General features: G+C 70.1%; 11 protein-coding genes. 2 read left to right on the forward strand and 9 right to left on the reverse strand.

All coding sequences use genetic code 11. From position 1 onward, the window contains the following. Positions 1–101 precede the first annotated feature (101 nt). The 6 genes from GD1_RS11585 to GD1_RS11610 form a co-directional block, all read right to left on the reverse strand. Complete coding sequence (locus GD1_RS11585) at positions 102–611, reverse strand: hypothetical protein (RefSeq protein WP_059037143.1); 510 nt, start codon at positions 609–611, stop codon at positions 102–104. Further along, the gene (locus tag GD1_RS11590; protein ID WP_244882679.1) at positions 608–1,174 is read right to left on the reverse strand and encodes an Rv1363c family protein; all 567 of its coding nucleotides are present in this window, start codon (positions 1,172–1,174) and stop codon (positions 608–610) included. Before GD1_RS11590 ends, GD1_RS11585 begins: the two co-directional genes overlap by 4 nt. Positions 1,175–1,177: 3 nt before the next feature. Further along, on the reverse strand, positions 1,178–2,131 hold the full coding sequence (locus GD1_RS11595) for an SDR family oxidoreductase (RefSeq protein ID WP_059037145.1): 954 nt from the start codon (positions 2,129–2,131) through the stop codon (positions 1,178–1,180). Between the two features lie 11 nt (positions 2,132–2,142). Further along, the gene (locus GD1_RS11600) at positions 2,143–2,856 is read right to left on the reverse strand and encodes a TetR/AcrR family transcriptional regulator (protein ID WP_083534114.1); all 714 of its coding nucleotides are present in this window, start codon (positions 2,854–2,856) and stop codon (positions 2,143–2,145) included. A gap of 5 nt (positions 2,857–2,861) precedes the next feature. Then, positions 2,862–4,199: a cytochrome P450 gene (locus tag GD1_RS11605; RefSeq protein ID WP_059037146.1), complete on the reverse strand. Its 1,338-nt coding sequence runs from the start codon at positions 4,197–4,199 to the stop codon at positions 2,862–2,864. Positions 4,200–4,286: 87 nt separating this feature from the next. Then, a complete protein-coding gene (locus GD1_RS11610; RefSeq protein WP_059037147.1) occupies positions 4,287–5,306 on the reverse strand; it encodes an o-succinylbenzoate synthase in 1,020 nt (339 codons plus the stop codon). Positions 5,307–5,403: 97 nt separating this feature from the next. Between GD1_RS11610 and GD1_RS11615 the strand changes: the two genes are divergently transcribed. After that, positions 5,404–6,351, forward strand: coding sequence for an oxygenase MpaB family protein (locus tag GD1_RS11615; protein WP_059037148.1), 948 nt, complete (start codon positions 5,404–5,406; stop codon positions 6,349–6,351). A gap of 87 nt (positions 6,352–6,438) precedes the next feature. On the opposite strand, the gene GD1_RS11620 is transcribed toward GD1_RS11615, so the two are convergent. Further along, the gene (locus GD1_RS11620) at positions 6,439–7,194 is read right to left on the reverse strand and encodes an alpha/beta fold hydrolase (RefSeq protein ID WP_059037149.1); all 756 of its coding nucleotides are present in this window, start codon (positions 7,192–7,194) and stop codon (positions 6,439–6,441) included. An 80-nt stretch (positions 7,195–7,274) separates the two neighbouring features. Beyond that, a complete protein-coding gene (locus GD1_RS11625) occupies positions 7,275–11,132 on the reverse strand; it encodes an nSTAND1 domain-containing NTPase (RefSeq protein ID WP_059037150.1) in 3,858 nt (1,285 codons plus the stop codon). A gap of 88 nt (positions 11,133–11,220) precedes the next feature. Here GD1_RS11625 and GD1_RS11630 point away from each other — a divergent pair, with 88 nt between their 5' ends. Next, positions 11,221–11,649, forward strand: a complete 429-nt coding sequence (locus GD1_RS11630; RefSeq protein ID WP_373855316.1) for a response regulator transcription factor — start codon at positions 11,221–11,223, stop codon at positions 11,647–11,649. A 235-nt stretch (positions 11,650–11,884) separates the two neighbouring features. On the opposite strand, the gene GD1_RS11635 is transcribed toward GD1_RS11630, so the two are convergent. Then, the gene (locus tag GD1_RS11635) at positions 11,885–12,856 is read right to left on the reverse strand and encodes an alpha/beta hydrolase (protein WP_059037151.1); all 972 of its coding nucleotides are present in this window, start codon (positions 12,854–12,856) and stop codon (positions 11,885–11,887) included. Positions 12,857–12,961 lie beyond the last annotated feature (105 nt).

Raw genomic sequence — 12,961 nt, forward strand, 5'->3', positions numbered from 1 at the left:
GGCCGCGGCGATCCGCGCCACCCGGGCGGCCCGGCGCGCGGCGTCGACCCGGTCACGGGCCACCTCGAGCCGTCGCGACTGCGACCGGTCGGTGTCCGCACTCATGTGATCACCTCCGCCGACGTCAGCAGCCAGCCCTCGCCATGCCGGACGAAGCCCGCGCGGACGGTACGCGCGGTGGTCTCCTCGTGCCCGTCGTCGGTGCGGGTGACCACATTCGACCGGATGAGTGCCGCGCCGGATTCGGTGTCGACGTCGATGAGTGCCACGGTGCCCGGACTCCAGGTGACCGCCGCGGTGCCGTCGGCGGGCGGGCTGCGCAGCGCGGTGGCGAAGGTGCTCGCGAAGTCGCCGCCGATCACCTCGCGGGCGCGGGCCCGGTCGGCCTCCCAGTGTGCCCGGTCGACGGTGAACACGGTGGCGACGATCTGTCCGGCGTGGGCGCGCAACGACATCCGGTTGTCGTCGACGGTGTGGTGCCGGTCGGCCGCCCGCACACCCCACACCACCGCGACGACGAGGACGACGAGCACCACCACGGCCGCCGACAGCACCAGGAAAGCCCGCGTGCGCGACAGGATCCGGTCGCGTCCCGGCAGAAGTCGGGTCATGGCAGGTACTGCACCGCCGACACCTTGAGCACACCGGCGTCCTCGGCGACCCCGACGTGCAACCGGAACTGCCGGTCGGTTCCGGCGGCCCCCTCGTAGTGCACGGTCGCCGCGACGAGGACCGTGGCGGCGTCGGCGGTGCGCGCCGACACCCCCGAGCCGTCGATGTCGGCGGAGGCCACCTCACCGTTGCGGCGGATCACCTCGGTGAACGCCTGCGACGACTGCGCGAAATCGTCGTAGAACTCCCCGGTGGCGCGGTCGAGGATACGCCGGACCTGTTGCGGGTCCTGCGGATTCGGGCTCAACAGGAGCGCCACCGTGGATGCGGCGGCCTGCTCGAACTCGGCATCGGAGCGCGTCTGGGCGGAGTGCACCCACGCCCACACACCGATCCCGGCGGCGAGAACCGACGCCACGACGAGTACCCCGATCACCGCCCACCAGCGCCAGGCGAGACCCGGCCGGAGGCCGGCGGCGTACTCGGCGTCGGCGAGATCGTCAACCGCCGAGCGCAACTCGCGTCGCGCCGCCCGCTCACGACCGATCGTGCTGGAACGCACCACTCAGGCCGACCGGCCCGCAGAACTCGACGCCACAGAACTCGACGCCACAGACCCCGACACCGCAGACCCCGGCGCCGCGGCAGACGCCACCGCGCCGCCACGAATGCGTGCGTCGTAGTCGGCACGTCCGGTCGAGTCGACGTCGAGGAAGATCCGGTCGAGACCGGTCTGGCGTCGGGTGAGTCGCTTGAGCGCCTGCGGGAACGACGGGTTGGCGTCCACCCAGCGCATGAAGCCGGGTGCGGCGACGCGGGTGCGCGGACGGGCGATCACGTCGACGACGGCGGCCGAGACCACCTCCGGCTCGACGGTCTGGATGTAGCGGTTGGTCTGCAGACCGGTGATGAGTCCGGTGTTGGTGAAGGTCGGCATCACCGTCGACACCCGCACCCCCTGGACCGACAGTTCGGCGTCGAGGGCCTCGGAGAACTCGATGACGCCGGCCTTGGCGGCGTTGTAGACGGCGAGACCGGGCATCGGCAGACGGCCCGCGACCGAGGCGATGTTGACGATGTGTCCGGCGCGGCGCGGCACCATCCGTGCGGCGGCGAGCTGGCTTCCGGTGATCACACCGAGCAGGTCGATGTCGATGGTGCGGCGGATCAGTGCGGCGTCGAAGCCGAGGAAGGAACCGACCGGCATGATCCCCGCGTTGTTGATCAGCACGTCGACGGGGCCGAGCCGGTTCTCGACCTCGTCGAGGAAGGCGGTGAAGCTCCCCCGGTCGGTGACGTCGACGACGATGCCCTCGACCCCGAGGTCGGCGGCTGCCTTGCCGAGCACCTCCGCGTCGACGTCGCCGATGGCCACGCGGGCACCGGCGGCGAGAAGCTGTGTGGCCGTCTCCAACCCGATGCCGCGGGCACCACCGGTCACGGCGATCACGCGGTCGGCGAGCACCGCACCCACCGCATCGTGATTGCGCTTGCCGAAGAGCTTGTCCCGCAGGGTCATTCCTACTCCTGTCACCAGATCATGGGGGCGAGGTACTTCTGTGCCAGTGCGCGAACCGCATCCGGCGCCTGCCGGGCCTCATCGGAGGCCGGAGTTTCGAGAAATGAGATCACCAGGCGCACATGCAGTTCGACGGCCTCGATGAGCTCGGCGTCGGGCATCTGGGCGCCGGCATTGCGCAGGGTGGAGGCCACACGCCCGGTGACGACGTCGATGAACAGCGAGGTCACCGATTTGGTGATGGACTTCATCTCGTAGTCGGTGAGCACCAGGCGGCGCATCAGCGGGTCCTCGGTGACCAGTTCGGCGCCGGCGGCGAAGGCCTCGACCACCGCGTCGCGCGGGCCGAGTCCGGCCACCGCCTCGACGAGGCGTTCCATCCCTCGCTCGTAGAGTTCGGTGGTGACCCCGAGCAGCAGTGCCTCTTTGTTGGGGAAGCGCCGGTAGAGCGTGCTGCGGCTGACCCCGGCCCGTTTGGCGACCTCGTCGACATTGGCCCGGCGGACCCCGACCTCGGTGAACTCGGCGGCCGCCGCGGCGAGGATGGCGGCGTTCTGATCGGCCGGGCTGTCGGTGTTGCGGACCTTGCGGCGGCGCCGGCTGCCCCCGGCGGCTGTGCCGTTGCCGTCGGCGCCGGACAGATCGTCGTCGGACCGACCGGAATCGGCGGGCCCGAGGTCGGCATCGGTGTCGGTGAACGTGGTGGTGTCGAAGTCCGAACCCATCGCCTTCACCGGCGCCGAACCGTCGCCGGGAACCGGTCCTTGGGGACCGGGAGCGCGCTGTAGTCCATCGGGAGTTCGTAACCGGCCGGGACCGACCACTCATACCCGCGCAGCAGGTGGTGCATGATCGTCTTGATCTCCATCTGACCAAAATACAATCCGATGCACTTGTGCACTCCGCCGCCGAACGGCATCCAGGCCATCCGGTGCCCTTTGTCCTCGGCACGATCGGGGGCGAACCGCTCCGGGTCGAAGGTGTCGGGGTGGGTGTAGAACGCGGAATCCCGGTGGTTGGTGAGCTGCGGGATGGCCACCAGCGTGCCCTTCGGGATGAAGTAGCCGTCGATCTCGGTGTCCTTGATCGCCATCCGCGGTTGCGCCGGAACCGGTGGGCACATCCGCAACGACTCGCGCATCACCAGGTCGAGCACGTCGAGCCGGGCGAGGTCGTCATAGCCGAGTTCTGGCCCCAGCTCCAGGGACTGGGTGCGCGCCCGCTCCTGCCATGGCCGATCGGCCGCCATCCGGTAGGCCATCTGGGTCATCGTGATGGTCGAGGTGTCGTGTGCGGCCATCAGCACGAAGATCATGTGGTCGACGACGTCATCGTCGGTGAATCGGTGTCCCTCTTCGCTTTCGGCGTGACACAGCACCGAGAACAGGTCGGGGGTCTCGCGGGCCCGCTTGGCCGGGATGGTCTCGTAGAAGAACTCCTCGAGCACCTTGCGGCTGCGCAGCCCCTTCCACCAGCGACCACCGGGCATCGGGGCGCGGACGTAGGCGACGCCGGCCCGCACGGTCTCGATGAATGCCTTGTTGAGCTGGTCGGCACGGTCCTTGGGGAGTTCGACGCCGAGGAAGACCTCGAGTGCGACGTCGAGGGTGAGGGATTTGAACTGGTCGAACATCCGTACCTCACCGACCGGGAACCGGCCGATCGCCTCGGCGATGATCGGCTGCATCTCCTGCATGTAGCCCTTGAGCACGGTGGGGGTGAAGGCCTGCTGCAGGATGTGCCGGTGATGGCGGTGCTCGTCGAAGTCGAGGAGCATGACGCCGCGGTTGAAGAACGGTCCGATGAAGTAGCTCCAGGCGGGACCGTTGGCGAAGGCACGGTCTTTGTTCATCAGGATCTGGTGCGCCGCCTGCGCACCGGCCACGGTGACCGTGCTGATCCCGAGCGCCTTGAGTGCCGAGATGGTGCCGAACTCGGCGCGGCGTCGCTCACCGTAGCCGAACGGATCGCGCCGCATGGCCATCATCTCGAGCACGCCGTTGCGCTCGACCCGCGGGACCGAACGCAGACCGCTGCCGGCAGGTGCCGGTGCCAACACCGCGACCATCTCGTCCTCCTCCGGTCATGTACCGTCGTGTGATCCAGTACACATCCATTGGAACAGAATTGGACGAATGTTTCTAGTGGGTTCCGATCAGCCCAGGTCGACGCCGTCATACCGCGGGTCCCCGTGCCGCATCCGGCGCTCCAGGACCTGATGGCACCGCGTCAGCCGGTCGCGCCACCACCTGGTGCGCCCGGCGTCGGCGAGCATCCCGGCACCCACCGGCACCGGTAGTGCATCCGGACCGGGCCAGCGCGGGACGAGGGCACCGCCCTCGGGCGCGAACGACGGCGCGACGTCGGCGACGAACAACGATCCGGTGCCCAGCCCGCAGGCCAGGTCCAGTCGGGGCAGCGCCGCGGCGGCGGCGACCCCGGCGGCCATCCCGACCATCGAATCCAGCGCGCTCGAGATCACCACGGGCAGACCGATCTCGTCGGCCAGCGCCAGCACCGCCCGCATCCCGCCGAGCGGGGCCACCTTGAGCACGGCGACGTCGGCGGCGTCGGCGGCGATCACCCGCATCGGGTCGGCGGCCTTGCGGATCGACTCGTCGGCGGCGATCGGCACCGACACCGCCCGGCGCACCTGCGCCAGCTCCTCGACGGTCGCGCACGGCTGCTCCGCATACTCCAGCTCGCCGATCGCCTTCAGTGCCGTGATCGCCTGCGTCACAGACCATTTGCCGTTGGCATCGACGCGCACCCGCGGGATCAGCTCACGGGTGGCGGCAACCCTGGCCACGTCGTCGTCGAGAGTCTGCCCGGGTTCGGCCACCTTGACCTTCGCGGTGGTGGCACCGGGATTCCGGGCCAGGATCGCCGCGACCTCCGCGGCCGGTACCGCGGGCACGGTGGCGTTGACCGGCACCCGAGAACGCCGGGCGGCCGGCGGCCCCCACCATGCGGCCTCGATCCCCGCGGCCAGCCACGCCGCCGACTCCTCGTCGTCGTACTCGACGAAGGGACCGAACTCCCCCCATCCCGCCGGCCCGCGGAAGATCAGCACCTCACGGGCGGTGATCCCACGGAACCGGGTGCGCATCGGCAGCCGCACCACCACGGCGTTCTCGAGCAACTCCTGCACCGGCGGCAACACCACGGCACCCATCACACCCTCTTTCGGCCATGGACCTGCCCGGCAATGCCGGAACCCACCGTTGAAACAAATCTAGATATCCGTTCCAAAGTGGGTTATGGTCCCTGTCATGACAGTCAACCAGGGGTTCGACGCCGCGATCCGCGAGGCGGAGCCGGTTGTCGTCGCGGACACACCCGACGACGCACTGCCGATGCCACGCCTCGGTGCCGACTCGCTGATCTGGAAGTTCTACGGCGACGTCCGCGGCCTGCTCGGCTTCCAGCGCCTCGCCGGCACCGAGAACTGCATCGAGCAGCTCGGCCAGGCCGTCCTCGACCACTCGGTGATCTTCGACGACTTCCTCGGCCGCGCCCGCCGCACCGGGCCGCCGGTGATGCGCACCGTCTACTCCACCGAACCGCAGAAGTGGGGTCGCACCGTCCGCGACTTCCACAAGGACATCAAGGGCACCATCAGCGACGGTTCGCGCTACCACGCGCTCAACCCGGAGCTGTTCTATTGGGCGCACGCCACCTTCGTCGACCAGACGCTCTACATCACCGACACCTTCATCCGCCGGCTCTCGGAGGCCGAGAAGGAACAGATCTTCGAGGAGAGCAAGGTCTGGTACGAGCTGTACGGTGTCAGCGCCCGCAGCCAGCCGCAGACCTACGCCGAGTTCCGGGCGTACTGGGACGACATGCTCGACCGCTTCGTCCCGCACAAGACCATCGTCTACGCCACCGGCTACATCCGAAAAGGGTTCCCGCGGCCCGCGAGCATCCCCGCCCCGGTGTGGCGGGTGGTGTCGAAACCACTCGACGCGTTCATCCGCACCGTCGTGGTGGGCACGCTCCCGCCGCAGATGCGCACGGTCTGCGACCTGGAATGGGACGACAAGCGGGAGAAGCGCTTCCAGCGATTCGCCGCGTTCATGCGGGCACTCAATCCGGTGATCAACCGGTTGCCGCTGAAATGGCTGTACGTGCCGTGGGCCTATGAGGCGTGGCAGCAGGTCGGGGTGGATCCCCGCCCGCTGCACAACAAGCCGGCCCAGAGCAGGATCGGGGCCTGAGGTCGGTGCCTGGGACGTCGTCGACGAGGGGCGACCGCGTCCCGGGCACCGCCGGATCCCACCGGCATGCGGACAGGATCCCGGGGTTCACGCCTGTGTGAGGAATCCTCCTGCGGCACCGCAGAATTCGCGACGCCGATCACGGTGGACGCTGTGGCCGGCCTCGATCACCTCGAAGCGGGCACCCGGAATCGTCTCCGCCAGCGTCCGGAGATGCTGCGACGGAAGAAAACTGCGCTGCCCGCCGGAGATCACCAGGGTGCGTGCCGACACCTGCGCCAACCGCTGCCACCACTGCGGTTCGGCCTGCTCGAACGCCGCGCCCACCTGACCGCCGACCGCCCTGTCGAACCGCAGCAACGGCATCGGATTGGCCAGCAGCAACGCCAGACCGCGAACCCGCTCGCCGAGCGAGGAATCCATCACGATGCCCTCGTCGACGTCGGCCTGATCGCGTGGCATCGGCGGCACCTCCTCGAGCACCAGCGACCGCACCCGGTCCGGGGCCGACATCGCCAGCCGCAGTGACGCATGCGCACCCAGCGAATGTCCGACGACGTCGACCTGCGCGACGTCGAGATCGTCGAGCACATACCGGAGATCGTCGGAGAACGACTCGAGCCGATAGTCGCCGGGGCGCCCGCTGCGACCGTGGCCACGCAGGTCCACCGCGAGCACGGCACGCCCGGCCGCACGCAGCTGACCGGCGAAATACCGCCAGGTGGAGTGATCGCCTCCCATCCCGTGCACCAGCAGGACCGGGGGCGCTGCGCCCGGGGTACCCGAGGTGCGCACGGCCAGGGTCAGATCACCGGATTCGGTCGGTCGTCCTACCAATCGCACCCGGCCAGGGTACTGCGCGGCTCCCCGACGATCCCCCGGCCAGGCCTGTGATCCTCGTCGAACGCCCCGGCGGCCCCGGATCATCTGCCGCCGCAGGGTGGCGAGTAGTCCAGCCCGTGGACGTGGACGGTCCACTCCTCCTCGGTGATCCCGTCGCCGGGCCGGGCGCACTCGTCGTCGAGCACCGCGCGCGGTTCCACATCCCAGGACCGGATCAGCCCCTGCTGCCCGGACACCAGGATGTGGTTGTCGGAGACGAACCGGACATCCCACACCCGGCCCGGGAACGACCGCAACACCAGCCCGGCGGATGCGGAGTCACCGTCGAGATCCCACACCCACACCTCCGAGTTGGAGCCGCCGGCGATCACGCGCCGACCGTCCGGGGAGAACCCGGCACTGTAGAGCTGCCCGGCCGGTCCGGCCATGGTCGCCACCGTCCGCGGATGCAGGGGATCGGACACGTCGGCCACCTCCACGCTCTTCTCCTCCGAGGTGGCCACGACCCGCGTACCGGTCCGGTCCCAGCGCACCGCGAGTGCCGCCCCGTCGAAGGTGATCGGGTCGGCCAGTGCCCGCGGATGCGCCGGATCGGACAGGTCGAGCATCCGCACACCGCCGGTGGTCGTGGCCACCGCGACGTGCCGGCCGTCCGGTGCCAGGGACGCCCACCACACGCCGCCCCCGGTGTCGAAGGTGGAGACCACGCGGGGTGCGGTCAGGTCGGACGCGTCGATCACGGTGAGGATGTTGGAGTCGGTGGCGCCGGTGACGGCGAGTCCGGAGGCCTCGCTGTAGTCGACCGTCTCGTTGAGGGTCGGCTGCGCGGCGACCGCACCGATCACCCGGGGTCGCGCCGGATCGGAGTAGTCGGCGAACTGCACCTCACCGGTGACGGTGCCGATGGTGACCACCTTGCCCGACGGCGACATCACCACCGCACCGGAGTAGACGAGACCGGGAGCCGGCACCAGATCGGGACCCGCCCGGGTCAACCCCGTGTCGCCGATGTCCCACTGGGTGAGCCGGCCGTCGGTACCGGTGTCGGCGGCCACCAGCCGGCGACCGGCACCGTCCACCGGGATCTGGAAGACGTTCTTGGAACCGACGAAGGTCATGTCGTCGGCGGGCGGCCAGTCCTGGACCCGGCCGTCGTCGCTGGCGGCGATCACATGCCTGCCGGCGAAGACCACCGACACCACATTCGACGAGTTCGCCAGCACCCGCGGTGAGGTGGCGGGTGCGGTGAGGTCGAAGATCCGCAACGAGTTGTCGGCGCCGGCGGCGGCGATGTGCGTGCCGTCGGCGTTCACCGCGACCGCGGTGACATAGCTGGTGAAGCCGCCGAATCGCTGGACATCGCGGGGGGCGGCCGGATCGGTGATGTCGTACACGCTCACCACGCGACTGCGCAGCGCCGCGACCAGCCGGGTGCCGTCGGGGGTGAACGTGAGGCCCTGGGCGAGTTCGTTGTCGCGCCAGTCGTCGAGGAGGATCTGTCCGGACGGTTCGATCCGGTCTCCGGCCACCCGCCACAGGTCGATGCGCCGGTTGGCGGCCGAGGTGGCCAGGGTCGCGCCGTCGGGGCTGAAGGCGACCGCGCCGGCGACACCACCGGCAGCTCCGGGCAGTTCGACCTGACGCCACGCCCCGTCCGCCGACACCCACGCCTGCACGCCGACATCGGGCCCCGATGCGACGACGAAGCGCCCGTCCGGACTCACCGCGAGGGCATTCATGTCCCCGGTGACGCCGGGAACCTGTCCCCCGCGGACCGGACGGGCCGGGTCGGAGACGTCCCAGGCCGTGATCGCACCGCGACTGCCGATCAGCAACGTCTTGCCGTCGGGGAGGAATGCGGCCGCACCGAGACGGTCATCGGACCCGGTGGCCCCGTTGAAGTCGCCGACCTGCCGCTGGATCCCGGTGTCGTCGGAGACCTCGAACAACCGCACCTGGCCGGCGCCGCCGATGGCCGCCGCCAACGGGCCCGACCGGGCGAGCAGCAACGATCCCGCCACCCCGACGAACCGGATCGGCAGGGCACCCGAGGTGGTGTCGATCAGCTGGGATCGCGCCTCCAGCGTCGGGGAGATCTCGTATCCGACCATCGCCATCTGCGCGGCGAGCAGCGGATCACGGTCGACGAGATCGGCCGAGACCACCGCCATCTGCTGCGACAGCGCCTGGTTGCGGGCGTCCTCGGCCCGTTCACGCTGGTGCACGGCATTGACGCCGGCCACCACCGCGGTCACCGCGGCGAGTACCGCCACCACACCGAACACCGCGGCGAACGTGGCGAAGCGACGCAGCTGCCGGGCCCGACGCTGCTCGTGCTCGGCCTGGTCGCGGACCCGCGCAGCACCCGCGGCAAGGAAGTCACGGCCGGTCTCATCCGGGCCGATCCGACCGGCATCGCCCTGCGAAGTCCCGACCGGCACCGGTCCCGTGGGAGCGAGGCCTGCGGAGCCGGTGTCGGTGAGCGTGGCGAACATCTCGAGTCGCGCCTGCGACGGCAGCAGGTCGTCGGGCCGGCCATTGCTGTCCCACGGCTCGGCGAGCGTCCGCAGCCGCCGCAACAGCAGCAACCGTTCACGGTCGGCGTCGATCCATTCGGTCAGCCGCGGCCATGCGGTCAGCAGGGCCTCGTGCGCGACCTGCGCATGCGACGAGGTCACCGTGATCAGGCGGGCCGCGGCAAAGGTGTCGAGCACCGGCGCGGTGTCCGGGCCGAGGTCGGCGAGCCGGACGGTACGGCGGGTGACGGTGTCCTCGTCGACGTTGACCATCGCCAGCAGGATGCGGCGGGCGGTGGCCTGTTCGGTGTCGTCGAGCTCGGCATACACCGACTCCGCGGTCTGCTCCACGGCGCCGGAGATCCGGCCGGTGGCGACATAGTCACGGACGGTGAGCCGTCGGCCGTCGGACTTCTCCCAGGTGGCGCGCAGCGCGTGGGACAGCAGCGGCAGCACCCCGGTGTCGGTCGGCCGGTTCGGCGACGCCGGCGCGACGTCGTCGAGGAGCATGGTGACCAGGTCGTCGTCGACGGTGGCCCCGGCGGACTCGGCGGGGCGGACGATCACCTCCCGCAGTTCGGCGCGGGTCATCGGCGGGATCAGCTCCTGGGCGGCGGCCAGGATCGGGGCGAAGGCCGCACTCGCCGCGGCCCGCCCGTAGAAGTCGGCACGCAGCACCGCCACCACCACCGCCCGGCGCCCGGCCGTCCGCCGATCGATCTCGGCGAGGAACGCCGACCGCGTGGCCTGATCGTGCTGGGTCCACAGCTCCTCGAGCTGATCGATCACCACCGCCACCGGCACGTCGGCAGGCACCTCGGCGATCCCGTCGAAGGCCGCCGCGAGCGAGGCGATCGGGTCGTCTCCGGGAACCCCGATCACCGAGCGCCAGCCGGCGAGCGGACCCGGGGCACCCACCCGCGCCAGCAGACCGGCCCGCACCGCAGACGACTTGCCCACCCCCGACGCGCCGACGACCACCAGCGCCGGGTACGGCTCCCCCTGCGCCGGATCGGTCACCGGCTCATCCGGCAGACGCCCGACGAGGGTCCGCTCCAGCCGGTCGACGACGGCGTCCCGGCCGAAGAACACCGACCCGTCCGCGGTGCCGTATGCCTCGAAACCGCGATAGGGGCAGTCGGCCGTGGCACGCCTACGCGACCGGCGCGAGGAGCGTTCGGCCGCCGACCACCACCGCGCGAGGTCGTCGTCGGTGACCACGCCACACGTCCGCAGCACCCGCTCGAACATCTCGCGACTGGCCTTGGTCGGGGCGTGCTGTCCGGCGAACCAGCCCGCGACGGTGCCCAGGAGGGCGTTCGCCTCGGTCGCCACATCGCGCACGCTCAGACCCGAATCCTCACGCAGCCGGGTCAGTGCACGACCCAGCTCGTCGCGAGTCGATACAGATTCCGGGCTCATCCCGAATCCCCTCCGCCGGCGAGATTTGCGCAGGTCAGCGTATCGGAATTCGTATCGACTTGGCTCTGCTGACGGTTTCGACACGTCCGTGAGAGGTTCCGGGGACCAGGATTGGCCCGAACGGACGACAGTCCACCCATCCACACAACGGTGCCCCCACTCGATCCGAGGTCACCGATCCCTCGTCCAGGAGGCAGCGATCATCACCGGAACCGACCGTCCCGCACCGTCCGGACGGTCCGCACCCACCCCCACCGGTCGTCTGCGCGTCGTCCCCGCACCGGCTTCCCGGCGGCCCCGACTGTCCGACCGTGAGATCGAGGTGATGCTCACGTGGCTACGCGCCGAATCCAAGCAGGAGGCCGCCGGTGAACTGTTCATCAGCGTGTCGACGGTGAGCACCCACATCTCGCGGATTCGGGTCAAATACGAGTCGGCCGGGCGCCCGGCGACATCCAAGTCGAGTCTGTTCGTCCGTGCGATCCAGGACGGGTACGCCACCCTCGACGACTGGTGAACCCGCAGCCGCACCGGCAGATCTCGGCCGGCCGCTCCGCCGGCAGGACCGTACAGACGGCTCCGCCCGCAGGACCGTACAGACGGCTCCGCCGGCAGACTCGATCAGACGGCTCCGCCGGCGACGACCGACCACCCCGGTTCGCGAGGTGGTCGGTCGTCGCCGGCGGCATATACCGCACCGCAACCGCGATCATCGACGAGGCGCCGCATCCCCATCGGCGCCTCGTCGGCGATCAGCGGTCGAGGAACCAGCCGGCGCGCTTGGCGCGCCAGACCATGTCTTCCCAGTAGTCCCACTGATGAGTGCCGACATTGGGAAAGTCTGTGGAGATCCGGATGCCCTGCAGGGCCGCGGCGACCTCGAACGCCCGTGACTGGGCGAGCGCGACCACCTCGAGCGGGGTGCCCTTGACCGACGCGACGGCATCGGTGTTGTGCGGACCCCACGTCGCCGATCCGGATGCGACGCGGATCTTCATCCCGCGCATCCGCGGCAGCTGGACGAGGGCGTCGTTGCGTTCCCAGCGCGGCGCCCACGGCGGACCCCACATCGCGTCGGCGCTGAGCGGGCCCACCCCGCCCTCCACGCCGGCGTCGAGCAGGGCCAGTCGTACGGCCTCACGCATCGTCGGCGCCGAGATGTTGACGTAGCCCGACATGGAGAAGACGTGCGAGATGCGCGCCCGGTGGTAGGCGCCGTAGATCATCGCCGCGCCGCCGCCCATCGAGATCCCCATGACCGCGTACTTGTGCCACGGCCCCACGGCCAGGCCGCGGGCGTCGAGGGCGCGGACGATGGCATCGAGCCGGCACGTCCAGCGGTAGCGATAGGCGATCTTGCTGCCAGGGCTGGCCGACTCCCAGTCGGTGTAGAAGCTCCCCAGACCACCGACCGGCTCCACCACGTTGACACCCGACGACGCCATCCGCTGGATGCGGGTCTCGTGCCGCCAGCCCGACATGTCGCTCGTCGCGCGCAGACCGTCGAGCGCGATGACGGTCTTGTAGTTACCCGGTCGGCTCCAGATGTCGACCGGGCTCGCGGGCATACCGCAGCCGCCGACCTTGATCCGGTTGAAGGTCGCCGCCTCGGCGGGACCACCACCGCTTGCGCCGACGATCACCAGCGCTGTCGCAGCAATCACCACCGCGATCACTCGCCGGCCCACGCGCTTGTGAACCGACCGCTTCAAAGGGGAACGCACGGGCGGAACAGTATGGCCCCGGAGGCCTCGGGAACACCCCGAAACGGGCGCCGTGACCACAGGGCGCCCCCATTGATACCAACCAGTTACCCAAGTGGCTATTGG

The organism is Gordonia desulfuricans NBRC 100010, from assembly GCF_001485495.1.
GTDB classification, from domain to species: Bacteria; Actinomycetota; Actinomycetes; order Mycobacteriales; family Mycobacteriaceae; genus Gordonia; species Gordonia desulfuricans.

Bases quoted from the DNA above. Each gene is read 5' to 3' on its own strand.
- GD1_RS11585 (WP_059037143.1), bottom strand. From the start codon at position 611: ATGACCCGACTTCTGCCGGGACGCGACCGGATCCTGTCGCGCACGCGG.
- GD1_RS11615 (WP_059037148.1), top strand. From the start codon at position 5,404: ATGACAGTCAACCAGGGGTTCGACGCCGCGATCCGCGAGGCGGAGCCG.
- GD1_RS11600 (WP_083534114.1), bottom strand. From the start codon at position 2,856: ATGGGTTCGGACTTCGACACCACCACGTTCACCGACACCGATGCCGAC.
- GD1_RS11605 (WP_059037146.1), bottom strand. From the start codon at position 4,199: ATGGTCGCGGTGTTGGCACCGGCACCTGCCGGCAGCGGTCTGCGTTCG.
- GD1_RS11595 (WP_059037145.1), bottom strand. From the start codon at position 2,131: ATGACCCTGCGGGACAAGCTCTTCGGCAAGCGCAATCACGATGCGGTG.
- GD1_RS11610 (WP_059037147.1), bottom strand. From the start codon at position 5,306: ATGGGTGCCGTGGTGTTGCCGCCGGTGCAGGAGTTGCTCGAGAACGCC.
- GD1_RS11625 (WP_059037150.1), bottom strand. From the start codon at position 11,132: ATGAGCCCGGAATCTGTATCGACTCGCGACGAGCTGGGTCGTGCACTG.